The sequence below is a fragment of the Prochlorococcus sp. MIT2302 genome, from assembly GCF_059772385.1.
Window position 1 is genome coordinate 797194 of the sequence record NZ_CM186285.1, and the last position, 24873, is coordinate 822066.

Consider the following 24873-nt stretch of genomic DNA (forward strand, 5'->3'; position numbering starts at 1 on the left):
TAGAAAGATACAAAAGAGGAGTAGAGGAGTTGAGAGATAAAGCTATAAAAATCAACTATCCCCTAAGAAGATGTTATTATCCTCATCTTACAAATGATAATATAGCCGCTATTGAATCTCCTTTTAATAAGTTAATATCAAATGAAATTGTCAAAGAATTATTTATAAATCTTAAATTAGGAAATACAATTAAGGAACTTATGGGGTGGGAAAAAGTATATCTTCACCTTGCAAGATTATTCACGATGAGGAATTATAAGTATATCGGAAAATGGCATAGAGATTTTGAAGGTTGGAATGGAAATATATCTGAAATGAATACCATTCAAGTGGCCATATATCTAAAGGATCAAGATGGTTTTAGAATAGTTAAACCTAACTTCGATTTTTGGGGAAAATCAAATAATAGGATTAAAGAAGATAAAATGCCAGATACATTTTTACCTTTAACTTTACCAAAAACACATTATTATGAAATCGAAGGTAAAGCTGGTTATGTACTCTTTTTTGCACCAGGTTTAATGCATCAAGGTAATTCTCAATGTGAAAGACTAGATTTTCATTTTAGATTCTCTAATAGTAGAAACATTTTTAAACTGAATCCAAAAAGTTATTTTTATGAGAAAACAAATAAAAATTTTCCAGACTTTGAATTACCATCATTTTATTCTGAAAATTTTGATATTAAAATGGACCAGTATTCACCACGTTCCTATGCAATAAAAAATAGAACAAGATTACTAAATTCAATTAATTATTATACATCTATAATTAACATCCTAAGGTATTTAAAAAATTCAGCAAAAGGTAAATTAGATTACTCCAATCCTTGGAAGGGGATAAATTTACTTTCTAATACAATTTATCAAAATTAGATAAGTTGATATTTTAAAATAATAGGCATATTTGTATATAATTATTCATATACATTATTATTCTTTTATAAAGAATAATAAACTATTATACTTTATATGACTTCGTTAAATAAATGTTTGAGATAAATAATCGGAAGATCTCTAAAGATTTTCCTCCTTATATCATAGCAGAACTGTCTGCGAACCATAATGGATCACTTGATCAAGCTAAAAACTCAATAAAAGCAGCGAAAGATTTTGGTGCAGATGCAATAAAAATTCAAACATATACTGCAAATACAATGACTATAAATTGTGATAAAGAAGATTTCATAATCAAAGGAGGACTTTGGGATGGATACAAAATGTACGAACTATACGAAAAAGCGCATACTCCCTTTGATTGGCATTATCAACTATTTTCCTTTGCAAAAGATATTGGTATTACAATATTCTCTACTCCCTTTGATGAAACTGCTGTTGATCTTCTTGAAGAATTAACTACACCTGCTTATAAAATTGCATCATTTGAATTAGTTGATTTACCATTAATTAAATATATAGCATCCAAAAAAAAACCAATACTAATGTCTACAGGTATGGCATCAATTAAAGAAATTAATGAGGCTGTTTCTACGGCAAGAGAATATGGTTGTGAATGCTTACTATTATTTCATTGCATTAGCGCATATCCAGCGCCACTAGAACAATCAAATTTGAAAAATATTATTTTTTTAAGAAAAGAGTTTGGTGTAGAGGTCGGTTTATCAGATCATACAATAGGAAATACAGCTGCTATTGCTTCCATCGCAATTGGCGCAACAGCTATAGAAAAGCACTTTACTTTATCTAGAAAAGAAAAAGGTTTTGACAGCCAATTTTCTATTGAGCCTGTTGAATTAAAGGAACTTAAAAAGATAGGAACCCAAGCATGGATGGCTTTAGGATCAAAAAAATTAGGGCGAGCAGATAAAGAGGTTAGCAGTAAGGTATTTCGTCGATCTTTGTACTTTATTAAAGATTTAAAAAAAGGCTCAAAAATTAGTATTAATGATTTTCGACGAATCAGGCCAGGATACGGAATAGAGCCAAAATATCAAGATGAAATAATTGGCAAAATTATAATAAAAGATGTCGAGAGAGGTGATCCTGTAACTTGGGATGTATTTAAAGAAAACTCAAAGAATGACTAATTAATACTAATATAAATAAAAATTATATTAGTATTAATTTGATTGAGTTATAAATAAAGAGAAATTGTATCTTAATGTATTTCGAGGATATTTATTTATAAATGATGTTAAAGTAGGTGGATGATCAGATGTAATTAATATTGAAACCTTACGATCTTCCTCTAACTTTAATACATTTTCAACAAATAAGGAAATTTCATCTATCGACTTTATTGCCTTTTCTTTAAAAACTTGAATTTCACTCTTTTTCTTTATTAGGTTCGACTTATATGGACCATGCGCGTCAACAGTTAACAAAGTAATAAAAATATTATCATCACTATTATTATTTAGATATTCTAAGGCAAAATCAAAACTAGTTTTATCGGGTTTTGAACAAAACATTTTTGTTGCACATCTAACAATATGTTCAATAGGTATAAACTTTTTATTGTATTCACTTGGTGAGAAAATTTGATCAAATCCTAAAGCAGGCATTATTTTTCTTCGTGCATAAAGGTCTAATCCTGCTGTATGTATATAAAAGGTTTTATAACCCAAATCTTTATATAAATTAGGGACGCATTCTGTAAAATTCTCTTTATGTAAATTGTCATTGTTATATAGTACTCTTAAGTAATCATCTTTTGAAAAAGAGCAAAGTGATGACAACTCAGATAAAAACGTACCTCCTAATGCAATCGACTTTGGTAGAGAAATTAGCTGATAATTTTTTTTTAAAGAATTATTTATTGATTTATTAAGATTAAATTTAAACCTAGATTCTAGAGTTTGAAAAAGTTGGATACCTTCTAATTCACCGAGTGATTCCGCAATTAATAAAATAACCACATTTCCTTTATCTTGATACTTAGAATCAGATCTAGAAAATAAAATATCATCAGTTAATTTTTTATAAACAACAGGTTTTAATATATGATTAATACTATTAGGTTCATTTTTTTTACTTAAAGGAAAAACTTTTTTTCGGACAAGAGATAAAAATCCCTTGTCTACTCCGCTAGGAACGAATCGCGTGCTTGCTAAACAGCAAAAAACCACTAAACATACTATTAGATTGCAAAGGATCTTCAAATTCTTTGCACCATCTCTTAGTGCCATTAACAAATATTTAAAATACTCGATATTATTCATTTTAATTTCTGCTTTTCTTTCTCCATTTTCAGGTATTTATAGCATTTATGCACCTCCTGCAATATTAATATTTGCATTTCTTTTAAAAAATAAATACCTTAGATTTGTAATAGTTTGTGCATTGTGTATATGGTATCTAATTCAATACCTAAAAATTCATTACCATCTACCCATTTCAGTAATGCTTAGAGTTTTTGGCCTTGATTCAATTGTGATCGCAATTTATCCTTTAATAATTATCTCTATAGGATCAATTATTGCAATGCAAATTTCTAACAAAATTCAAATTAAAAAAATAGTAAAGTTTATCATATCAACTATTTATAATTTCAGATCCAAGAATATTCTTTAGTGAAATTCATTTATCTAAGTTATTTACTATTAGAATTAGTTCATCCTTTCCATCAAGGGGACTTTGTAAGAGCTATTAAAAACTCATACTATACGTTAGTTAGAAGTGAGTGGTGGTCTCTAACAGATCATTGGAAACCAAGCAAATTAGACTATAAATGGCAAGTAAAACTTAAAGAAAGGGGCTTTGTAGCACATGCTCTAGGAGACTATAAACGTGCGAATGAGATAAGTTCTGCCATGATGTCACTAGAAAAAGGAGCAAAATTTCTTGAAGTTGATCTATATCTTGATAATACAAAAATACTTCGCTGTCATCACGGCCCTGAAGAACCCAAACCGTTCAAACCAAAAGATTGCAATTTCAAAAAAATACTCACTTTTGTAGACAATAATAATTTATTTCTAATCTTAGATATAAAAAATCACTTCAAAGAAACCTCAAAGATAATTGAAAAAGAAATACTTTCGAGAGAGAATCCCGATAAATTATCAAAACTACTAATATTCCAATTAATGAAGCCTGTTGATATTGAAACTTTTACATTATTGACAAATAGAAGCGGTCTATTGTGGAGCGCCCCAATTATCACTCTTCATAGAACGCATGCATATTTCGACATCGTAAGGAAAAACATACCAAAGTCTATTAATGCAATTACAATATCCTGGGAAAAAAGGAATGAGATTAAGCCATCGAAAAGTTTAATATTAATGACTCATCCAATCAATTCATGCCAGGCTTTTGCTCATAGCAGAAAACTCGGATTTGATGCTGCCTACGGAGAGGCAAGTTATCTTGAATGCCAAAAGTAAATTTATAATAAATTTACTCTTCTGAATTTTGTAATTAGACCAAATCCTAGAAAATATTAAAAAATGTTGATTTCAAATATAATGTAATATAATATATATAAAATTAATTTATAAATTAGTATCGTAATGCACAATCATAATAGATATATTGATGATTTAACAAGAAAAGAAAATGACACATACAATAAATCTTTTTTAAAAAGAATTGATTGCCAAGACTTTATTATTGAGGGGGCGATTCTTCATGGAGATGACTGGGAGAAGAAAGGGTATCATGGCTTCCAAACTGTTTGGCTAAAAAATCTTGATAGATTAATGAGTTTTCTAATAGAAGATAAGATAAATATCAATGAATATTGCTTACTAGATATTGGAAGCGGAATTGGAATCTCAACAATGTATCTGGGAGAATACTATAGTTTTAAATCATTAAAGGGTTTAGAACTTGATAGAAAACTAAGTGAAATATCGAAAAAAAATCTTAAAAGAAGAAATGATAAACATAAAGATAAAAAAAAGCTTGAAATAGAATTTATATGTGAAAATGCTGTATCATACAAAATCAAGGATCCAAAAAATATAATATTCATGTTTAACTCATTGGGTTGGGAAGCACTTGAAAAATTCATTAATAATAATCTTAAATTACTTCAACAAAATAACAGTATATTGCTACAATCTAATGATCATTGTATTAATAATATTCTCAATTATGCAAAATTAATTAAAAGAAATGATTTTTATAACATATCAGCTGTTAAGTTCTAAAATGAATATATATAATGAAAACTCTATTATTTAGTTGATTGGATATCAGAAATAATAAGTTTTCTAATATCACGAAGTTCAATCGGTTTACAATATTCTCTACTTAAATCTCTATCAGATATAAATAATTTACCATTCCTGTCATGCTTACCATTCTTAACAGCTACAAAATTAGTATGCATGGCTAAATTTATATTTTTTTCTCCGTATTTAAATGCGACATTACTGGTAATTTCATCTGAATAAGTCAATGTACAAAAAATGCTCTTGTCTCGTATATCTAATTCATTAAATACTTTAATACCGTTATTATCTATTATTTTAGTTAACTTATTCTTGCATTCATCTCGATCTTTATTAGTTTCAAATTGAATTTCAAAATCTCTCGTCATTCGAGGAAGTATTTTCTTGTATTCGATACCTAAATACTTAAAAAACTTGTCATGATTTGAAAGCCGATAATAAAATTCGATTTTTTCACATGGAACTTGTTGTAAGCCGGTCATAAGTATTATTTTTTTTCCAATTTTCTCGTATGATTCCAATATCTTATTATAAAAAATAAGAACTTCTCCTAATGGATCAATCCCCTCTTTTATATACCACTCTGGATTCTTATATTTGAGACTATCCAATAGAACTTTAGAATTAAAAAGATAATGATGCTGTATGTGAGCCCCAGCATTTAAAAAAACAGTTGAAAATTCTGTATTATTTTCTTGACTAAGTCTTTGTTCTAAAAGTACTAATATGTAATCTAAGAATATAGCTTTTCTATAAGATTTATTATTTATAGTTAAATAATATATAAATATCTCCTGAATATCTATGGGCTTAAGCGTAAGAAAAAGACCTGATAATAGAAATATTTTATTAATAAAATTTATACCTTTCCCAGAATTATCATTAACACCCTGTTGAATTGCTTTAAAAATAAGCTTTAGCCTTTTTTTTCCTTTAGCTGCCTGATCAGACCATGGATCAGGAATAAAATAGTCATATCTTATATCTTTAGCATATATGTTCATTGGAGCAATAGCCCCACAGCTCATTCCAAGTAAATTAGTAACATCGGAAAAAATATTACCTGAATTTATGTTTTTTCCATCTCCTAAATGAAATACACCATGTTCCTTAAACGATTTACCATTAAAAATAGAAATCCATTGAATCCAGGGCTCTAAATTTCGGTAAGTTTCATCTTCATATGTATCAATTGATGTATCAAGTATTTTCTTAAAATAATCCAGCTTATATCCATCGTCTATATATTTCCTTACAATGGAGAAATTAATTTCATTAAGTTGCACAAGCGTGACTGCTTTCATTAATAAAAACAACACAATCATTAAAATTTTACTACATTCCCATACAAATTTCAGATGATTATTTTTAGCAATACATAATAATTCTAATAAACATTAGATGACGTATTAGTAATTTAGCTTAATTATTATGGTTGAGATTTAGATTTAAATTCGTTTAAAGTTTATTTAATGGTATATTATTGTTACATACCTGTTTAGAGAAAATGCTAGACAACTTGGTATCTAGAAGTCTAGATCAAGTTATTATTTATCTAACGATTGGATTCTTGTTTTCACTTATCCTAACAGCTTTATCAATGCCTTTTGTAAATTTAATAGGTATAAAATTTAACGTAATAGATAAGCCTAATAAAAGAAAAGAACACAAGAAGAATATTGTTAGATTAGGTGGTCTTGGAATATTATTTGGCTTTATTGTAGGAATTATATTATTGTCATTTATTAGATATTTAAATTCAGATCATTTAATCAACATGAACTCTTTAATAGTAATAATAATTAGCTCTCTACTTTTCTATTGCTTAGGTAGTAGTGACGATATATACCAATTAAAACCTTTATTTAAGCTTTCATTACAAATAATTTTTGCATCATTAATATATTCATTAGGTTTAAACTTCAACGCAGTAGATATTTCATGGATATTTTATAACATTGAGCCTATTCAAATTCCAAAAATAATTAGCTTTCTTTTTAGTATTTTATGGATAGTGGCCATCACAAATTCAATGAACTGGCTTGATGGCTTAGATGGCCTAGCTTCAGGAATATCAATAATAATTAGCTTTGGGATATTAATACTTTTTCTTGATTCAAACAACATAGATATGGCATTTATTATGGCTTGTTTTTGTGGAGCATCACTTGGTTTTCTTAGATTTAATTTTTATCCTGCGAAAATTCTAATGGGTGATGGTGGCTCCTATTTACTTGGAAGTTCCTTAGCCATAATAAGTCTTATAGGATTAACTTACGAATATCAACTTCCTAATTCTTCGGAATATTTACAAGTTTTACCAATTCCCATTCTATTTCTTATATTTCTTCATCCAATCGTTGATTTGAGCTATGTAATATTCGCACGAATTGCAGAAGGTTACTCACCATTTTATCCAGATAGAAGGCATATACATCATAAAATACTTAAAACAGGAATGTTCCATAGGGATACTGTTATTATTTTATATGGTTTTACTCAGCTCATTGTTTCCTTATCACTTTACATAAGCGATGTTCCGGGTAAAGTTTTATACTTGTGTCTTTCCATAACCTTTAGTATTTTGTCAATTCTTTATTGTTTTAACATGAAAAGTCAAATAGATTATAACTACAAAAGATAAAGAATAAAAATCACTTTTTCATTATATTTCCTTTAATATTCAAAGCTTAATTCCTTATATAAATTAAAAGCAATTCAAAGTATAGAAATATCAATATAAAAATCTAAGGTTTAAAAATAAAGATAAATATTGTATTATAATTGGCCAATATAGCTTGCATAAGATAAGCAATGAATAATTCAATAAGAAAAATATCTCTAGATGAATTGAATCAACCCCTAGAAAGATCTACAAAAGCATCAATACTTGATTTAATAAAATATAGTTCTTACACATGGTATCAAAATTCATATGCATTATTAGAATTCTTGAATTGTTATAGAAGTGTGATATATACAGGTTTTCTAATTAGTTATGACAAAAGTAAAAATATCATAGGATTTCTTTCATATATCGTTAGTGAATCTGATTCTTGTAAGAATATCTCATTTCCTAGTGGAGGAACTACGGCTGGAATAGGATGGCCTGTGATTTCCAATTCATCTAACAAATCAATAGAAGAAGATCTTTTAATCGAATTACGAAATCATGCTGAAAAAATAAATTGTAAAAAAATAACTATAACCGTTAATAATCCTAGAGTAAAAGGTGCTGAATTGATCAATAGACAATTAGTTCTAAATAAACTTGGTTACAAAACAATTTTTCAATCTAACCACTTTATGTTAGTAAAAAATTGGAGAAATCAAGTAAGGAAAAGATATGCAAGATATGTAAGAAAATACTCAAAAAGATTTAAAATATCAATTTTAAATCATGAGACAATTGGAGATATAAATAAAGTCGCAGAAGAATATATGAAATTACATATTGCAGATGCTGGGATGCAAGTAAGAGATTTAGAAAGTTATATTAAACAAGTAAACTTCGTTAAGCAAAATGAAGCATTCTATGTTGTTGCTAAAAATCAAGAAAATGGAGCAACAGAAGGAATGTTACTTATAAGTATTATTAATGGACATTGCATAGATAACTCTGTAGCTACAACGGACTTTGGAAAGGAGATATATGTTTCTCACGTAATGAAAGATGCCACCCTAAATTACTTAGAAAAGCTGAATGCTGTTAGTTATACACTTGGAATAGACTATACCTATTCAACTACTGATTTTACTCCTTCTAAGAAACAATTAGGCATTTCATATTTTAAAGATGGTTGGTGCGGTGGGAACAGAAATTACACTGTTATTTCCACATTAGATTTGACTTTATAATTTTTTAAGATATTAATTATTCAAACAAATAATTTCCACAAAAATTCCCTTTCTTGATAAGATCAAATAATAATATTTTTCTGATGATTTTAACAATATAGAAACAAATAAATCTTAATATAGATAACAATATAAAATTGATATATTTATAAATATTTGCTCTAGGCAAGAGATAAATAACGAAGAGATTAAATAATATTTCTGAATCATTAGGAATAGAAAGATGAAAAATAGTTAATTGCTATGATAGATTTCCTAATAAGTTACCGGACTTTATTAACAAACTTATCAGCTTATATTGGATTAAATGAAGATATTATAATTTTAATAAATTAAGCCCTTAATATCGATAATAGCAATTAATATTCTACACATGCTCGTAAATTTAAGGGTCTTATTCAAAAGAGATTAATTAAAACCTATAGTCAAATTTGAAAAAATATGTAATAATATTCTTTTGATTATCTAAATCATGTAAATGATATGTGATAATAATTATAAATAATTTATCTCACCTTGTTACAATTTATAGAAGTCAATAAAAATAATGAAGAACATATCAAAGAATTATTTTATCTTATAAAAAACAAAAAATTTAATATTAGTCATCAAAAAAATCCGAGTTTTAATGAACATTTAAAATTTGTTAAGTGCTCTAATTATAGGAAATGGTACTTAGTAAAAAAATTTTCAACAATATTTGGATCATTCTACATAACTCATGATAATACAATAGGTGTTAATGTAATTTCCAATGAATATGAAGAATATATGGAACTTATAGATTTAATATTTAAAAATTTTAAACCTCTACCACCAATAAAGTCTTCTCGTTCGGAATTCTTTATAATTAATGTTAATCCAAATAATTTAAGCTTAATAAAGGCCTTAAAAGCTTTAAATATGTATCTTATTCAACACACATATGCCTACAAAAGAGAAATTAGATAAATTACTCATCATAGACTTCTTATAAAATAATTAAATTGCAAAAAAATAAAATTATTGTAAGTCCAAATCTTATATATTCTCGAAAAAAATAGTATTAGGCAGTATGATTTAGAATTTGAAATACGACATCCTTTTTAAATCAATAGCAGATTACTTATAAGATGCATAAATGAATCACATAAATAAAATTATGTTATAAGATATAGAATCAATACATTTTTGATTAATATAAAAAATTTCTAAGAGATAAATAATAAAATGTATTATAAAAGGAATTCAAATGTTCTAATGATTAGGAAAATACTAAAAACACTCCCTCCATACGTGGTTTTAGTATTTGGAATCATTGGATTCCAATCAGTTGTAGTATATGAGGGTGATCACTGTAATAAATATCAATTTCAAAAAGGCTCTTTTTGTAAGCTCATAAAGAAAACAAAAATTACAGCACCTGGTAGATTTTTTCTGACAAAAACAAGAGAGAATATAAAAAATATAAAAACATTAATCAATAAATCTACAACATCTGGATTGGTTGCTCAAGATTTATCTGAAGTAAGAGAAAGATTTAATAAAATCAACTCAGGATTTACCTTTAATTATGAAAAAGGAACTAGAGAAAATGCAGGTTATCTACTTCTTTCTGCCGCTGACCCTAAAAAAGACGGAGAACCATTGATAGAATTGTGGGATTTAAACAAGCAAACCTCACTGTATAAATGGGACGTAGATACTGAATACATAATAAATAAATTAAAAATTGATAAACAGCCTAATTCCACAACTTTATTTAATCCGCTATTACTTGATGACGGTAATCTAATAACAGCTGTTCAATCTGATGATGGATATACATCTCCTTTAATAAAATTATCGCCGAAGGGTAAAATTTTGGAACATAATTCAGAACATTTTTACCATCATTCAATCGAAATTGATTCTCAAGATAATATTTTTGTTCCGATACAGGTAGTAAATAAAAAAACCAAAGAAAGTAAAAGAGAACTTTACTGGAATGAAGGTTTCGCGATATTAAATAAAGATTTAAAACTTATAAAAACTTATTTATTAAAAGATATATATAAAACAGCAGGTTTAGATTATAAGCTTTATAAGCCATTCCCAACTCTTGATCCATTCCACCTGAATGATGTTAAACCACTAAATAATGATGAAGAAACCAATATAGTTTTACTAAGTCTTAGACATCAATCCAATATTATTGCGTATGACTTAAAAAAAGAACAGGTTATTTGGATGATTGATGGGTATGGTAATAAGCAGCATGATGTAGACATATTAGATAAAGAAGGAAAATTCATATCATTTTTTGATAATAATGTTATGACTGAAAATAATATTGAATCTTCTAATAATAATATCTTTATAACAATTAATAATTTACCTTCACTTATTCAAGAAGAAAAACCAGAAGTACGAATTTATAATAATTCTCTAAGAAATCAAAAAGAAGAAAAATTAGTTGTTAATAGAGAAGACTTTAGCTTTTTAGATAAACAATTAATTCCTAAAACCATTTCTCAAGGAAGTTCACAATATTTAATCGAAAATGATTCAATCTATATAGAAGAAACTACTTATGGTAGATTATTTGAATACGATGCAAAAACTAAAAAAATATTATGGGAATATATAAATAGAAATGATGAGACAAACATATATTATATGATGGTTTGGTCAAGAAGATTACAAACTCTTCCTAATGGTGTTATAGAATTATTAACTAATAAGTTTCAAAAAAATTAAATCATGACAAAAGAACATTTTCGATTTAATAAATCTAATAAATATATATTTCTTCTTCTTTTATCAATAATGTGTATAGGCAGTCCAGCTTATGCCTATGGAGGTCCAGGAGTAGCCATTGCTGGTATTGTAGTTTTTATTACTGTTGTTATAACTTTTTTTGCCTCTTTCTTCTTGACTCTATTAAGGTATCTAAAAAAATCGTTTAAATACTTTAAGAATCTTACTTCGAAAAAAAGTAAACCCAAAGATATTAAACAAAACAAAAGGGATTAAAAGATGAGTATACTTATAAAGTTGTTTTTCCTAGTATTTATTTTAACGTTAGGTTCATTAGAAGTTTATTATCTTTGTAAAATTAATAAGATTAAATTCACAATTTTGAATTATGTAGATTCAATAAGAAGTATAGTTAAGGTTTTATCTAATGGATCGGTAAAGAATATAAATGATCTTAAGATAAAACTTGATAAGATTTCAATTACGGGAGCTAAGTTGATTTTAAATATATTTATTTTTTTAATCCCATATTTTTTTACATTTACAATGCTGATAATTAGTAAATTGTTTTCATCTTTAGAATTATTAGTTCTTTTCTCTACGGCTCCATATCTAATTTTAATAAAGAAAAATAAATGAATAAATATTCAAAACTGAGTCAAATATTGCATCAGCAATTGTTAGGTAATGGGGAAATAGTAAATTTCTTTATAGAAAGGATTAAAACTAACTCTGTTAAAATTAACTTAAATAAGTTTCAACATATTTTTATAACTGGTCTAGCAAGAGCAGGTACCACTGCACTTCTTAAGTCTATCGATAGTACTAATGAATTTTCATCACTTCGTTATAAATATATGCCTTTTATACTTTCACCAAGACTAGCCAAATTATATTCAAAACTCAATGGAAGTAAGCAAATCAAAGAAACAGAAAGGCTTCATGGAGATGGTTTAACTATAAGTTCACAGACTGCAGAATGCTTAGATGAACCATATTGGATAAATACAATATATAAAAATAAAAATGATAATAAACGATTAACTCCTCATATATTCACAGAAGAATATGCATTTGGTTACGCATATTTATTGGAGTCATTTTTAAATTTAGACGGTCAGAAAAGACTTGTTATCAAAAACAATAATCACCATCTTAGACTAACTGCATTAGCTTCTTACTTCTCAAACTCAATATTCCTAGTAGTGTTTAGATCACCACTGGCACAAGCTAAATCACTATTACAAGTCCATAAAAGACTTACGAGCATTCAGAATAACGATCAATTTGTTTTGGACTATATGAATTTAATTGGTCATTGGGAATTTGGTAAAGGGAAAAAGCCCTTCATATACAAAGATGCACAAGAAAAAATATTGCAATCATTTGATGATATGAAAATTAACTATTGGCTTAAACAATGGATATATACATATGAATGGTTGTTAAATGTCTTATCAAAAAATAATAATAATAATATCAAATTAGTATGTTATGAGGACCTTTGCACAGACCCTGAGTATAAAAATAAACTATACAATAAATTAATGATTAATGAAAATTCTGATAAATTTAAGTTTAAAGTTGGGGTCTCAAACTCTAAAGATCATCTATTAGATATGGATAAAGATAGTTTGGAATATGCAAACAATATTTATACACAATTAAAAGATAAATCATTGAATGATATTTGCATTTAAATTACAAAGCCTCTAAGATTTTTACTAATATAAACTGATCATAAATAATCTAAGAAAAATAGATCAGGGTAAAATAATTATAATAATACAAGAGAAAAAAATTGAGTAGAAAGATAGAATTTTATAATATAATAATAAAGAATAGTATAATTTAAATCCTGAATAAGAAAAAGTTGTTGGTTAACATTTAAAACAAGAGTAGAATATAGACATATAAATCCTAGTATTTTTTTTAAGATGAAAATAGGAATAATTGCAGATTCTCTGGAAGTGACTGAAGAGAGTTATGACCTAATAAAATGGATGAATGAAAGAAATAACTTCGAATTAATATTAGCAATTGTTCAAGAAATACCTATGTCTACTACTTATTCACGAATAAATTATCACGGAATAAAAGGCTCTATTAGACGAATAAGTTTTAAATTTTTATCTAAATTAGATAAATTAATAACAAGAATAATTTATTTAAATTTAAATAAATTAATTATTCATAAATCATTGGAAGTAAAAACAAATATTCAAAAATATTTTTCAAATATAATATATATTAAACCTCAATTTTCGAAGTCAGGACTTGTCTATAGATATAAAGAATCAGATCTAGATCAAATTAGAAATTTTGATCTAGATCTGATAATAAGAATGGGGTCAGGGATACTTAGAGGTGAGATTTTAAGCTCAGCAAAGTATGGAATAATTTCATTCCATCATGCTGATAATCTAATAAATAGAGGTGGGCCAGCTTGTTTTTGGGAGGTTTTTCATATGCTATCAAAAACTGGATTCACTATTCAAATTCTTACAGAAGAATTAGATGGAGGGAAAGTCCTAAAAAAAGGAAATTTCAGAACACAATTAACTTATACAGCAAACAAATATAACGTTTATAAAAAATCAAATTATCATATGAAAAACGTACTTTTAGATATTTCAAATAGAAATAAATTGCCTAGATTTATCAATTCAAAACCCTATTGTATGTCTTTATATACAGTACCATCTATTAAAGAGCAATTAAAATATATATCATATCTATTTGTTTTTATTATCAAAAAGTTATACAAAAGAAACATAAAAAAGATCTTTTTTAGATGGGGTGTCTCTTTTTCATTTAATAACTGGCAAAATATTATTTTATACAAAAGTTGTAAAATAAAAAATCCTTCAAAGTGTTTTTTAGCTGATCCATTTGTAATTAGTTTTGAAGGAAAATATTTCTGTTTTGTAGAAAAATATTCTTACATTGATAAAAAAGCAACTATAGCAGTTTACTCTCTAGAAAAAGACTCCGCTACATATATTGGCGAGGCAATTAATGAGAAGTTCCATCTGTCTTATCCATTTGTATTTAAATATAATAAAAATTTTTATATGATTCCAGAGTCATCTGAAAATAATGATGTTAGATTATATAAATCAACAAATTTTCCATTAGAATGGGAATTGGAAAGAATTATATTTAACAACGTAAAAGCATCAGATAGTACTGTATTCTTTTATAAAGAAAAATGGTGGTTGTTTGTCAATATAGATCCATCAGACTCTTTAGAAAATAACTCTGAATTATTTGCATATTGGAGTCATAATCCCATAGATCAAGAATGGGTTGAGCATAAACAAAATCCAATAGTAATAGATTCTTCTTCAGCGAGGATGGGAGGATTATTATCAAAATCAGGTGATATTTATCTTGTAAATCAATCTCCTTCTTTTAATCTTTATGGAAAATCCGCTAAAATATATAAATTAAACACATTAACAGAGCATTCTTTTGAAAGAGAATTCTTTTGTGATATAACTCCAGACTTCTCGAGTGAAGTTATTGGAATCCATCACATGAACTCTTCTGAGAACTGTACGGTATTTGATTATTTAAAAGAAGAATCTATAGACCTTTAAAAATTAAATCTTAAGAGATTCTAATATAATTTCATTAGAAACAATGCTATCTTAACTTCAAAAGATATATTGACTATTAGAATAAAAAAACATAAAAACAAAAGTATTAATTAAAATTCAACTTTACTATTTATAAGTCATATATATACTAATATTTTTTATTTTAATCCTTTTCTATGCTATGAAATATTCTAACTTTAGCAAATATTTGATTATTTTCAATTTCAGCATTTGTAAATTCAATTTTATACTCCCCAAAATTGATATAGGAACTTTTATAATCCTCTCCATCTACCATCCTTATCCTATCATATATCTCATATAAAGATAATGAACTTTTTAGTTCATTATCTTTATATCCAAGTCTTTTAAAGGTAAAGGAATCACCTTCTTGCTTAACTGGTTTAGGATTATACTTACATATATGTATTATCATTTCTTCTATATGAGAAGCAATTCGATTAAATATTTCGTCTATATTTCCATCCAAACAAACTTCTTCTTTTAGATATATAGGTCCACCATCAATAGTAGAGTTCATTCTTAATGCGCATAAAGGAGATTTCTCATAACCTTTTAATATTAAATTTTGTATTGGGGAACCACCTCTCCCATATGGTAAAGGCGCTGTATGAAAAACTATGCATTCATAACGTTCGTATATCTCTGGTTCAACTTTCCAGTTCCAATGAGGAAAGAATATGTATCTTGGTTTAATCTTATCTAACTTATCAATTGAAAGTTCATTTTTATCTACAATATAAGTAATAGATAATTTATTATATTCTTTGGACTTAGCAAACTTATTAAACCACCCCTTTGAAGAGGCTACTAAGATATTACTCATCTTTCAATCTTCCTAATAATTTCAAAGGCCTCCGCTAAATCTATACCAACTTGATTACCTCTGTATTTTGCTAGATTCTTTATTCCATGAATTGATCTGGAATGAGGAGCATTTTTCATCTCATCCTTATATGCTTTCAAAGCATTTAATTTATCATTCCATAAATCAGAAATATTAATATATAAATTTGGACAAAATAAATTTGTAATGGACTTGTGTCCATAGTCTGTAGAAGAAGGCACTTCGAATGTTCGGATTTCATGCCATATTTCTTTGTCTTGCGGTCTAAATGCAGTCAATGTAGCCTCACTTACTATTCTATGATCAATATTTAAATCAGCGGAACTATGTGTATATATAAGTGTAGGTTTTATTTGATTCTTTACTTCCTCAATAAATTTTATGATTTTTAGAAGTGGTATTGAGTCCATCGCATTGTCTGGGAAATCGCCTGCTTTCAACCATTTAAAACCTAAAATTTCAGAGGCTTTTTCAGCCGCTTTAAAACGTTTATCGATTTCTTTCTTTTCAGAATTTTCTCGTGATCCAATACCATTAGTCATAGATAAAGCATAAACATAGTCACCATTTTTTTTATGCCTAGCAATTGTCCCTCCTATCCCTAGAGTTTCATCATCAGAATGAGCCACAATGATTAAAACTGTATGCTTGGTTGCATTATGCATTTTTCTTCAAATGAGTTGGACAAACATAAATAAGAATGATCTTCTTGAATTAGAAGTTAGATTTTGTATCAACACCGAAAGTTTAGTCATTTCAATATTTTATATGGTATTTTGTATCCCAACCTATTCAAGAGATAATTCATAGGTGTTCATATTCATTTCACTCTCTCAAGAAACAAAACCATAAAGTAAAAATTTTTTTACTAGATTCATTAACATTTTCAACCTTGGCTCTAATCAGTTTGCAATCTTTTACTTCATCAAAAAGTTTTTTTATGCTTCTAGTTAGCAGTTTTTTCCCAAGACCTTTTCCTCCATTAGAAGGTGTAATGTTTATATTAACTTCATATATATTACTTCTACTATCATATTCATCATACATAACAACTCCAATAGGTTCTCCTTCTTTCTACTACACATAATTTCTTATCATTATCTAATAAAAGTTTTCATACCAAGAAGAATGATCTTCCCAAGATATTTTTTCACTATTGACAAACATTTTTCTAATATATGTGATCATTACACCATCTCCAGATCTTTTCAGAATGATAGTTTCTGGCTTTTGAAACCACTATATCGTTCATATCTTGCTCAGAGTTAATTTCTTTCGGAGAGAGTGTTATTGATCTTGAGGATAAGGGAGCATATAGAAGAAATTAAGCGAACAATAAACCCAAATCAGATTAGCAATCCAACGACACATTCTTTAACCCCTCAGTTGTTGAGATGCAGATGCATGTCATAAACAAAGCCCCAATTACAGAAAATAGGTTATTCTGCTGCGGAGAGCACCATAAAGAGTTTATAAAGAATTGAATAAATAGACTTTTTCCATTAATTAAAAGGTAGTTAAATAGATATTTCTCATATATGAATAAATAAGACTTAGGATATTTTTCCGCGCTTAATTAAGTAAAATCTATTTTTAATTCAAGGTATGAAATTTGAATAAATTAAAAAATAACAATCAAGATTCAATATCTATACTTTTAAACGATTTTTACAATCGGTCTGACTTTTCTAGTCAAACATCATCACATTGGAGAAAGTTCGGACTTTTGCAAAAAGTAAAGAAATTAAATGATGATTGGGTATTAGAAGGGTTTGGATTTGGAGACTATAAGCAAAAAAGTATTTTAAATTCAATTAAAAATATTCCAACAAGGCTCTATATTTCTAAACTTCTAAAGGATTGCGATAAAAATATCATTCATAAGACTCACTTCGTTGCAAATCAATCTTCTCGAACCTTCTCCTATGATCTCGCAAGACAAGCATTAATAGTTAATAAGTTATCAAAATCAATCTCTAAACTTGATACAAAAACATTCTGCATTATTGGAGACGGTTATGGTGCTCTTGGATGCCTAATTAAGAAAGTATTTCCAACATCTAAAATAATATTCATCAATCTAGGAAGAACACTTATCTTTGATCTATACTACTCACAAAAAGTATTTCCTGAAACTGAACATTTTTTAATAAGATCCAATGATGATTTTTTCTCGAATCACTTTAACTATATAGAAGCAGAAAAATATAAAAGCATTGATATTAATGCTGATGTCTTTATCAATGTTTGTTCGATGCAAGAAATGAACTCAGAAGATATAGAAAACTATTTTAATATGATAAGGGGACAAAGTTCTGAAACTTATTTTTATTGCTGCAATAGAATTTCCAAAAAATTACCAGATAATACATTAATTAATTTCTCAGAATATGGATGGTTAGATAAGGATATTATTATTTTTGATGAATTATGTCCTTGGCATCAGGAATTCCCAGCAAACAGGCCACCTTTTACTCGTAAATTTGATGGACCCATTCAACATAGATTGATTAAAGTTTATCTTAAAAATTAGATTTTGATATTAACCTACTATTAAAAATATAATTAATTAAAACCAATCAGCAAGTAAATCCTTAAACATTACACAACTAGAAAATTCAAAAATAATAGAAAGGCATGTATTCTTAAGGTAAAAAAGATATATAAATTACTAGGATAAAATATCAATAGCTAGGAATATAGCTTGGTGAAGTCAAGGTGAAGTCAGTTTTGCCAGTAGATATGGAGGATTGAGATTTGAGATAATATGAGGGTTTAGAAAATTCGTTGGTTCTTGATACGATAAAATCTCTTTAATTATATTTTATAAAAATGACAATCAAATTCATTGAAATTCCTCTTCGTTGATTGAATTACTAATAATAATAATTCTAGTTTTTATATCCAATAGCAACCCAAAATGGGGTTGAATTACTAAATTCTATAGATGTCAACCCACAATCTTTCATCATAGATAGTATCTCTCCTTTAGTAAATCTCTTTTCAAGTTTAGTTCCAAATCTATCTAAAGCATCTGTAGACATAAAATAAAAAGTTTTCTTGCGATAATCAGACAATGGAATATTTGAAACATTCATGCCTAAAAATTCTAACGCTAATGAAAATCTTGCTATTGGAAAATATATAAAAATTGCTATCAACTTAGCAACAAGTAATTTAATTTTAAAAGGCAGAACACAGGTAAATCTTCTGACTATGTCTACACATTTCCATATACATTTAAACCATAAAGGTTTATTGTCTAATTTATAATAAATATAAACCAGCAATGGAGCACCTTTTTTTAATTTAGAGACGCAATTAGACAGCGCACTAATTGTGTCTGGAAGATGATGTAGAACACCCAAGCAATAACCAAAATCCATAGATTGATTTGCAATAGAGCAGTCATCAATAGATGCGCATTCAAAAGAACAATTGTCGAATTTAGATAAATTTCTTTTGGCAACATTCAGTGCTTTTTGACTTGGATCAAAACAATAAAGATGTTTAACCTTAGGTGCTATATATCTTGCCCATCTTCCACTACCACATCCAGCATCAAATCCAACTGAATGAGCATTTATATATTGCTCTGGAAATAATGAAAAATACTGTAGAAATGCTTCTTTTAATTGCGGACCCGGTTGACTTTGATCATATTGATCCCATTCCATACCAAAATCGCTGACCACCTTTTTATCAACGTTCTTCATTTAATTCATCCTAAGAAAAACTTAATTAACTGTATTCTAGGATTTTCCCTATTTTTTTCATGCAGGGTGTAGAGAGACCAAACTATCTATGATTTCTCCGTAGAGAAGGCAACAAAGTGACAGGGTGAAGTGCGTCTTTTAATTTATAAATACTTTTTGTAGTCTTTGTCGGTTACTCAGTTTTTTCCACAAATATTTCTGAAGGTGAATTCCAACACAGTCATCAACAAATCCATACTTTGCCGAAAATTGCAAAAATACGGAGAGGGTGGGATTCGAACCCACGGATAGTTTTAGCTATCAAACGATTTCGAGTCGTTCGCTTTCGACCACTCAGCCACCTCTCCTTTGAAACAAGTTTAAATCAATCTTATCTTTCTACTGAAAAACAAAAAGAATTAAAAATTTATTAAATGTTTAATCCCAACCTGCCTGTCTCATAAGCTTGATTGCTTTTTTATTATTGCCTCCTAATTGATCAATAGTCACATCATCAGGAGTAAATCCTCCAAATTGAGTAACCTCATCCGTTTTATTAAAACCGATTAATGGATGTTCAAATGTTGGGCCAGCCAACCCTCTACTACCTGTAGGAGAAGCAAGGTACTCAAGGAGTTTAATGGCTTCTTCTTTGTTTTCAGCATATTTAGCAATTCCACCTGCACTTACATTCACATGAGCAGGGTTAGGAGTGAGAACCTTTACTTTTTTAGCCAACCTTTTATCTTTACTACCATTAACACCTGCAAGCATTCTTGAAACATAGTAGTGATTAACTATCCCTACGCCACACTTACCTTGAGCAACAGCTCTAATAACACCTATATCCCCAGGGAAAAAAGGCTGAGAAATGTTTGACATCATTCCTTTTAACCATTCTTTAGTTTTAACTTCTCCTTTATTTACAATTTGATTGGCTACTAAAGATTGATTATATGGACTACTCCTTTTCCTAACACAAACAAGACCATCCAAAGCAGGATTAGCAAGATCTGAGTAATCTTTAATTGAACTCACATCGACTTTTTTAGGATTTGCGACCATAACTCTCACCCTTCTTGTAAGGGCATACCATCTTGCTTGAGGATCTCTATATTCCAATGGAACATTCTTATCTAATTCAGCAGATCTATATGACTGAAGAAGTCCACTCTTTGCTGCATTACTAATTCGAGCCGCATCAACAAGAAGAATCACATCTGCTTTAGAATTTGACCCTTCTCTTTTCAATCTCTCAACTAGAGATATACCTGTAGCCTCAATTAATCGGATTTTTATCCCGGTCTCCTCGGCAAATTTCTTATATATCTGCTTATCAGTGTTGTAATGCCTACCTGAGTAAATTCTTACTTCTCTATCAGAGGCCTTTACTTGATTAAGTCCTGAAGAGACTAATAGTGAACCTGCTATTACAGAAGTAAAAAGACGCTTAATTAAATTCATTAATCAATCTAGGGAAGGGATTAATATTTGAAAGTAGACTAGACAAAAAGTTAGGGCTAAATATAGCAACGCAACTTTTATACTCATAGAAGTATAAATTGATATCTTATTTATGCTTTAGGATGTCAGTCAAACTTAGATATTGAACATGGAATATTTAACTCATTCTCTAATCGATCAATCAGAAGCTCTTCAAATAATTCAAAAGCTAAAAGCCGAAAAATATTCATGGCAAGATGGCAAAAAGACTGCAGGAAGCCATGCTGCAAAAATAAAATCAAATTTTCAATTAGATAAAAATTCAAACTTATCAATTGAGCTTAGAGATACTATTGTTAATAAAATAATCTCAAATCCTCTTTTAAAAAGTTTTACATTACCCAGTCTTATTCATGGTGTCATGTTTACTAAATCCCTTGCTGGGCATGGATATGGTACACATATTGATAATCCATATATGCCCTCAGGAAGAAGTGATCTTTCTTTTACTTTGTTTTTAAGCGAACCAACAGACTATGAAGGTGGTGAATTAATTATTCAGACAATCCATAAAACTGAAAAAATAAAACTTTCTGCTGGAGAAATGATAATTTATCCCAGCACTCAACTTCATTCTGTAGCTAAAGTAAAAGATGGTGAACGTTATGTATGTGTAGGCTGGATTCAAAGCTATGTGCAAAACAATGAAGATCGTAATTTTCTATTCGGCCTAGATGCAGGTGCAAAAGGTTTACTAGCTAAACATGGCAGATCAGACGAATTAGATTTAATTTTCCAGGCATACAGCAATATATTGAGAAGAATGGGAGATTAATCAAGTTCTTTATACTTAATAAAGTAAAAAATGAACTTTCATTGATAGACTCAAACTATCAAAATACAAAAAAACCTAATTACATATGCCTAAAAAAAGTCCTGTAGGAATTTTCCTAGCAGCAACAGCGGCATTAGCTACAACCGCAATCATTCCAGATCATTCAATCGCAGGAGAAAAACATGGTGGCATGGGTGGCACAAAAGAATGGACTACTGATCAAGACGTAGATGAAGATGGAAAGCTTGACGAAGCTGCCCAAAAAGCTGCCGATAAAGCAAAAAAAGCTGATGTTTGTATTCCTATCGGGGAAGGAGAAAATTGCTGGTAAGTTTTAATTAGCGCAAAGCCGCTTAGGGGGCTTTTTTAATGAAAAAAAAAACGCCCCCTAAGGGGCGATTTTTTTGTTTTAAGCAGAATTTAGAATTTAAACTCTGTTAGTACAAGTGCGCCGTTGACGTCCTTGCCGTCAGCTTCAACATCAGAACCACCAAATACTGTAGGAGTGATAGTTACACCATCATTAACTTTGAATGAGTAATAAGCTTCCCAAACAGTGTTGTCTTCTGCAGGATCAGAACCAGCTCCATTGTAAGAAGTTGCAGCTTGTCTAGAACCAAATGCAAGTCCAGCTCTGTTGCCATCTACAAATAGATCAGTCCAACCTAGACCTACCATCCAAGCAGACATCTCGTCTGGATCACCAACAGCAGCATCATCAACAGAAGCTATGTCATAACCTAGTTGAACTTGAGGAATAGATCCTGAAGTCTCAGGCTTCCAATAAGCTCTTAAACCGATTGAAGTTAAGTCTTTGCTGTAATCTTCACCAGCTGCAGTGTGGTAGTAACCATCATAAGTTTCACCATTTGTCTTGCTAGCGAATGCTGCTGATACTTGCCACTGAGGTGTTCCGTACTCAACCTTAGTCAAGAAGAATTCCTTAGAATCGTCGTCTAGAAGTCCAGCTGATGCATTATCTCCACCCTTTCCGGTGTAGTTAACACTTACTGCAAACCTACCGGCCGATGGATCATCAACCTGCTGAGTGTAAGCAGCACCAAAACCAGGGCTTGTACTTGAACCATAAGTAGAAGCGTTACCACCAAGAGCGAACTGCTTAGTAACTGGCCTGTAAATTGATGGAGCACTAGCTAGCATGTAGTAGTTCTCAATCCTTGGTCCAACCCATACTTGAAGGCTATCGCCAACAGGGAACTGATACCAAATCTTGTCAACTTTTAGAGTACCGCCGTTCTGGTTAGAAGCAGCTAGATAGTCTCCGTTACCTTTTGTAGAGAAACGACCATTCTTAGTAAAGTTACCAGTCTTAATTCTTGTGTAAAGAAGATCTTCACCAGTAAAACTGGAGTTCATGTTCAACTGATACATGTAGTTGAGTGTGACCTTGTCAGAATCAGTCTGATTGTCATCGTCAACATAACCAGTTACGAACGCAGCCTTACCACTCATTGTTGTGGTTGAAGAGAAAGCACCAGCTTGGATTTCTTCTAGCTGAGCTTCTACACCATCAACACGAGCTTCAATAACTTCAGATTCGTTTGATACAGAAGAAATATCTGCATTTGCTGCCATTGGTGCCATTAGGCCCAAAGCAGCAGGAGCTACCAGCAAACGCTGAAAAAGCTTCATTGTGTCCTCACACAAATTTGACCTGCCCATAATAGTGTATTCATCAAGACATTCCAGAGCACTAACATCAAAAAGTATCTTTTTATACAGCAGCTAGAAGTATTGGATATATTTTTTATCAACAAAAACTAAAAGTATTACTTGGTTTTAATCACGAATCTAAGCCTAGAGGAAATCCAAGAGCTTCTCTTTCGTCTAACCAAGCTTCTGCGACCTTACGAGCCAAAGATCGAATTCTTGCAATAATCTTAGTTCGCTCCGTAACAGATATAACTCCTCTAGCTTCCAATAAATTAAATGTATGACTACATTTTAAAACATAGTCGAGGCAAGGTGCAGGAAGTTTTTTAGTTATTAAATGATGAGCCTCTTCTTCATAAATTTCAAAAAGTTTTCTTAAATTATTTGAGTTAGATTCTTCAAAATTATACTTACATTGACCTTTTTCAAAAGGAAGCCAAATATCACCATATTTATTATTTTTGTCCCATGAAAGGTCCCAAATACTCTCAACACCTTGTAAATACACTGCTAATCTTTCTAATCCATAGGTGATCTCAATCGAGACAGGCTTACAATCAATACCACCACATTGCTGAAAATAAGTAAATTGGGTAACTTCCATCCCATCAAGCCAGACCTCCCATCCAACTCCCCAAGCGCCCAAAGTTGGAGATTCCCAGTTATCTTCAACGAATCTAATATCATGATCTTTGGCCGAAATACCCAGGCAATCAAGAGAAGACAAATAAATTTCTTGAATACCATCCAAAGAGGGCTTAATTAGAACTTGGTATTGAAAATAATGTTGAGCTCTATTTGGGTTGTCTCCATACCTGCCATCAGTTGGCCTGCGGCAGGGCTCAGGATAAGCTACAGCCCAAGGTTCGGGACCTATAGCTCTAAGGAAAGAATGAGGACTCATTGTTCCTGCACCTTTCTCTAAGTCATAAGGCTGAAGTAGCAAGCAACCTTGCTGACTCCAAAATTTATTAAGACTGGAAATTATGTCCTGGAAATACATTAGTATTGATATGACAAGAATTAGTAGTGATAGGCAT

General features: G+C 29.4%; 21 protein-coding genes and 1 tRNA gene. 12 read left to right on the forward strand and 10 right to left on the reverse strand.

What is annotated here, in order from left to right; all coding sequences use genetic code 11:
* The first annotated feature begins 29 nt into the window (after positions 1–29).
* Both AC6EI2_RS04775 and pseI read left to right on the forward strand, forming a co-directional pair.
* Positions 30–875, forward strand: coding sequence for a phytanoyl-CoA dioxygenase family protein (locus AC6EI2_RS04775; protein WP_498463251.1), 846 nt, complete (start codon positions 30–32; stop codon positions 873–875).
* Positions 876–988: 113 nt separating this feature from the next.
* Positions 989–2047 (forward strand): pseudaminic acid synthase, encoded by a 1059-nt coding sequence (gene pseI, locus AC6EI2_RS04780; protein WP_498463252.1) that lies wholly within the window; start codon positions 989–991, stop codon positions 2045–2047.
* A 33-nt stretch (positions 2048–2080) separates the two neighbouring features.
* On the opposite strand, the gene AC6EI2_RS04785 is transcribed toward pseI, so the two are convergent.
* The gene (locus tag AC6EI2_RS04785; RefSeq protein WP_498463253.1) at positions 2081–3181 is read right to left on the reverse strand and encodes a sulfatase-like hydrolase/transferase; all 1101 of its coding nucleotides are present in this window, start codon (positions 3179–3181) and stop codon (positions 2081–2083) included.
* 351 nt (positions 3182–3532) lie between these two features.
* On the opposite strand from AC6EI2_RS04785, the gene AC6EI2_RS04790 reads away from it, so the two are divergent.
* A complete protein-coding gene (locus AC6EI2_RS04790; protein WP_498463254.1) occupies positions 3533–4348 on the forward strand; it encodes a PI-PLC domain-containing protein in 816 nt (271 codons plus the stop codon).
* A 126-nt stretch (positions 4349–4474) separates the two neighbouring features.
* Positions 4475–5116 (forward strand): class I SAM-dependent methyltransferase, encoded by a 642-nt coding sequence (locus AC6EI2_RS04795; protein WP_498463255.1) that lies wholly within the window; start codon positions 4475–4477, stop codon positions 5114–5116.
* Between the two features lie 26 nt (positions 5117–5142).
* Here the strand turns inward: AC6EI2_RS04795 and AC6EI2_RS04800 are convergent, their stop codons facing one another.
* The gene (locus AC6EI2_RS04800; protein ID WP_498463256.1) at positions 5143–6444 is read right to left on the reverse strand and encodes a hypothetical protein; all 1302 of its coding nucleotides are present in this window, start codon (positions 6442–6444) and stop codon (positions 5143–5145) included.
* A gap of 203 nt (positions 6445–6647) precedes the next feature.
* On the opposite strand from AC6EI2_RS04800, the gene AC6EI2_RS04805 reads away from it, so the two are divergent.
* The 5 genes from AC6EI2_RS04805 (at position 6648) to AC6EI2_RS04825 (ending at position 15318) form a co-directional block, all read left to right on the forward strand.
* Positions 6648–7784, forward strand: coding sequence for a glycosyltransferase family 4 protein (locus tag AC6EI2_RS04805; RefSeq protein WP_498463257.1), 1137 nt, complete (start codon positions 6648–6650; stop codon positions 7782–7784).
* A gap of 170 nt (positions 7785–7954) precedes the next feature.
* Entirely contained in the window at positions 7955–8998 is a 1044-nt protein-coding gene (locus AC6EI2_RS04810) for a hypothetical protein (protein ID WP_498463258.1), read from the forward strand.
* 1239 nt (positions 8999–10237) lie between these two features.
* Positions 10238–11716 carry an arylsulfotransferase family protein gene (locus AC6EI2_RS04815; protein WP_498463259.1) on the forward strand — a complete coding sequence of 493 codons (1479 nt, stop codon included), beginning with the start codon at positions 10238–10240 and terminating at the stop codon, positions 11714–11716.
* Between the two features lie 635 nt (positions 11717–12351).
* Positions 12352–13416, forward strand: coding sequence for a sulfotransferase (locus AC6EI2_RS04820; RefSeq protein ID WP_498463260.1), 1065 nt, complete (start codon positions 12352–12354; stop codon positions 13414–13416).
* Between the two features lie 237 nt (positions 13417–13653).
* Positions 13654–15318, forward strand: coding sequence for a glucosamine inositolphosphorylceramide transferase family protein (locus AC6EI2_RS04825; protein WP_498463261.1), 1665 nt, complete (start codon positions 13654–13656; stop codon positions 15316–15318).
* A gap of 163 nt (positions 15319–15481) precedes the next feature.
* Here the strand turns inward: AC6EI2_RS04825 and AC6EI2_RS04830 are convergent, their stop codons facing one another.
* The 3 genes from AC6EI2_RS04830 to AC6EI2_RS04840 all read right to left on the reverse strand — a co-directional run bounded on the left by AC6EI2_RS04830 (position 15482) and on the right by AC6EI2_RS04840 (position 17233).
* Positions 15482–16165: a formyl transferase gene (locus AC6EI2_RS04830; protein WP_498463262.1), complete on the reverse strand. Its 684-nt coding sequence runs from the start codon at positions 16163–16165 to the stop codon at positions 15482–15484.
* The gene (locus AC6EI2_RS04835; protein ID WP_498463263.1) at positions 16162–16851 is read right to left on the reverse strand and encodes a PIG-L deacetylase family protein; all 690 of its coding nucleotides are present in this window, start codon (positions 16849–16851) and stop codon (positions 16162–16164) included. The genes AC6EI2_RS04830 and AC6EI2_RS04835 overlap by 4 nt, the downstream gene beginning before the upstream one ends.
* Positions 16852–17011: 160 nt before the next feature.
* Complete coding sequence (locus AC6EI2_RS04840) at positions 17012–17233, reverse strand: GNAT family N-acetyltransferase (RefSeq protein ID WP_498463264.1); 222 nt, start codon at positions 17231–17233, stop codon at positions 17012–17014.
* Between the two features lie 565 nt (positions 17234–17798).
* On the opposite strand from AC6EI2_RS04840, the gene AC6EI2_RS04845 reads away from it, so the two are divergent.
* Entirely contained in the window at positions 17799–18719 is a 921-nt protein-coding gene (locus tag AC6EI2_RS04845) for a putative sugar O-methyltransferase (protein ID WP_498463265.1), read from the forward strand.
* Positions 18720–19077: 358 nt separating this feature from the next.
* Here AC6EI2_RS04845 and AC6EI2_RS04850 read toward each other — a convergent pair whose 3' ends face one another.
* The 3 genes from AC6EI2_RS04850 to AC6EI2_RS04860 form a co-directional block, all read right to left on the reverse strand.
* On the reverse strand, positions 19078–19902 hold the full coding sequence (locus AC6EI2_RS04850) for a class I SAM-dependent methyltransferase (RefSeq protein WP_498463266.1): 825 nt from the start codon (positions 19900–19902) through the stop codon (positions 19078–19080).
* Between the two features lie 260 nt (positions 19903–20162).
* A tRNA-Ser gene (locus AC6EI2_RS04855) sits at positions 20163–20249 on the reverse strand.
* A 70-nt stretch (positions 20250–20319) separates the two neighbouring features.
* A complete protein-coding gene (locus AC6EI2_RS04860) occupies positions 20320–21345 on the reverse strand; it encodes an extracellular solute-binding protein (RefSeq protein ID WP_498463267.1) in 1026 nt (341 codons plus the stop codon).
* A gap of 148 nt (positions 21346–21493) precedes the next feature.
* On the opposite strand from AC6EI2_RS04860, the gene AC6EI2_RS04865 reads away from it, so the two are divergent.
* The gene (locus tag AC6EI2_RS04865; RefSeq protein ID WP_498463268.1) at positions 21494–22159 is read left to right on the forward strand and encodes a Fe2+-dependent dioxygenase; all 666 of its coding nucleotides are present in this window, start codon (positions 21494–21496) and stop codon (positions 22157–22159) included.
* A gap of 85 nt (positions 22160–22244) precedes the next feature.
* A complete protein-coding gene (locus tag AC6EI2_RS04870) occupies positions 22245–22490 on the forward strand; it encodes a hypothetical protein (RefSeq protein ID WP_498463269.1) in 246 nt (81 codons plus the stop codon).
* A gap of 89 nt (positions 22491–22579) precedes the next feature.
* Here the strand turns inward: AC6EI2_RS04870 and AC6EI2_RS04875 are convergent, their stop codons facing one another.
* Positions 22580–23812: an iron uptake porin gene (locus AC6EI2_RS04875; protein WP_498463270.1), complete on the reverse strand. Its 1233-nt coding sequence runs from the start codon at positions 23810–23812 to the stop codon at positions 22580–22582.
* A gap of 151 nt (positions 23813–23963) precedes the next feature.
* Positions 23964–24836: a glycine--tRNA ligase subunit alpha gene (glyQ, locus tag AC6EI2_RS04880; RefSeq protein ID WP_498463271.1), complete on the reverse strand. Its 873-nt coding sequence runs from the start codon at positions 24834–24836 to the stop codon at positions 23964–23966.
* Positions 24837–24873: the final 37 nt, after the last annotated feature.

Excerpts from the sequence above, each read along its gene's own strand:
- pseI (WP_498463252.1), top strand. The coding sequence starts at position 989 with ATGTTTGAGATAAATAATCGGAAGATCTCTAAAGATTTTCCTCCTTAT.
- AC6EI2_RS04785 (WP_498463253.1), bottom strand. The coding sequence starts at position 3,181 with ATGAATAATATCGAGTATTTTAAATATTTGTTAATGGCACTAAGAGAT.
- AC6EI2_RS04795 (WP_498463255.1), top strand. The coding sequence starts at position 4,475 with ATGCACAATCATAATAGATATATTGATGATTTAACAAGAAAAGAAAAT.
- AC6EI2_RS04800 (WP_498463256.1), bottom strand. The coding sequence starts at position 6,444 with ATGAAAGCAGTCACGCTTGTGCAACTTAATGAAATTAATTTCTCCATT.
- AC6EI2_RS04805 (WP_498463257.1), top strand. The coding sequence starts at position 6,648 with ATGCTAGACAACTTGGTATCTAGAAGTCTAGATCAAGTTATTATTTAT.
- AC6EI2_RS04810 (WP_498463258.1), top strand. The coding sequence starts at position 7,955 with ATGAATAATTCAATAAGAAAAATATCTCTAGATGAATTGAATCAACCC.
- AC6EI2_RS04815 (WP_498463259.1), top strand. The coding sequence starts at position 10,238 with ATGATTAGGAAAATACTAAAAACACTCCCTCCATACGTGGTTTTAGTA.
- AC6EI2_RS04820 (WP_498463260.1), top strand. The coding sequence starts at position 12,352 with ATGAATAAATATTCAAAACTGAGTCAAATATTGCATCAGCAATTGTTA.
- AC6EI2_RS04825 (WP_498463261.1), top strand. The coding sequence starts at position 13,654 with ATGAAAATAGGAATAATTGCAGATTCTCTGGAAGTGACTGAAGAGAGT.
- AC6EI2_RS04830 (WP_498463262.1), bottom strand. The coding sequence starts at position 16,165 with ATGAGTAATATCTTAGTAGCCTCTTCAAAGGGGTGGTTTAATAAGTTT.
- AC6EI2_RS04835 (WP_498463263.1), bottom strand. The coding sequence starts at position 16,851 with ATGCATAATGCAACCAAGCATACAGTTTTAATCATTGTGGCTCATTCT.
- AC6EI2_RS04840 (WP_498463264.1), bottom strand. The coding sequence starts at position 17,233 with ATGTATGATGAATATGATAGTAGAAGTAATATATATGAAGTTAATATA.
- AC6EI2_RS04850 (WP_498463266.1), bottom strand. The coding sequence starts at position 19,902 with ATGAAGAACGTTGATAAAAAGGTGGTCAGCGATTTTGGTATGGAATGG.
- AC6EI2_RS04860 (WP_498463267.1), bottom strand. The coding sequence starts at position 21,345 with ATGAATTTAATTAAGCGTCTTTTTACTTCTGTAATAGCAGGTTCACTA.
- AC6EI2_RS04865 (WP_498463268.1), top strand. The coding sequence starts at position 21,494 with ATGGAATATTTAACTCATTCTCTAATCGATCAATCAGAAGCTCTTCAA.
- AC6EI2_RS04870 (WP_498463269.1), top strand. The coding sequence starts at position 22,245 with ATGCCTAAAAAAAGTCCTGTAGGAATTTTCCTAGCAGCAACAGCGGCA.
- AC6EI2_RS04875 (WP_498463270.1), bottom strand. The coding sequence starts at position 23,812 with ATGAAGCTTTTTCAGCGTTTGCTGGTAGCTCCTGCTGCTTTGGGCCTA.
- glyQ (WP_498463271.1), bottom strand. The coding sequence starts at position 24,836 with ATGTATTTCCAGGACATAATTTCCAGTCTTAATAAATTTTGGAGTCAG.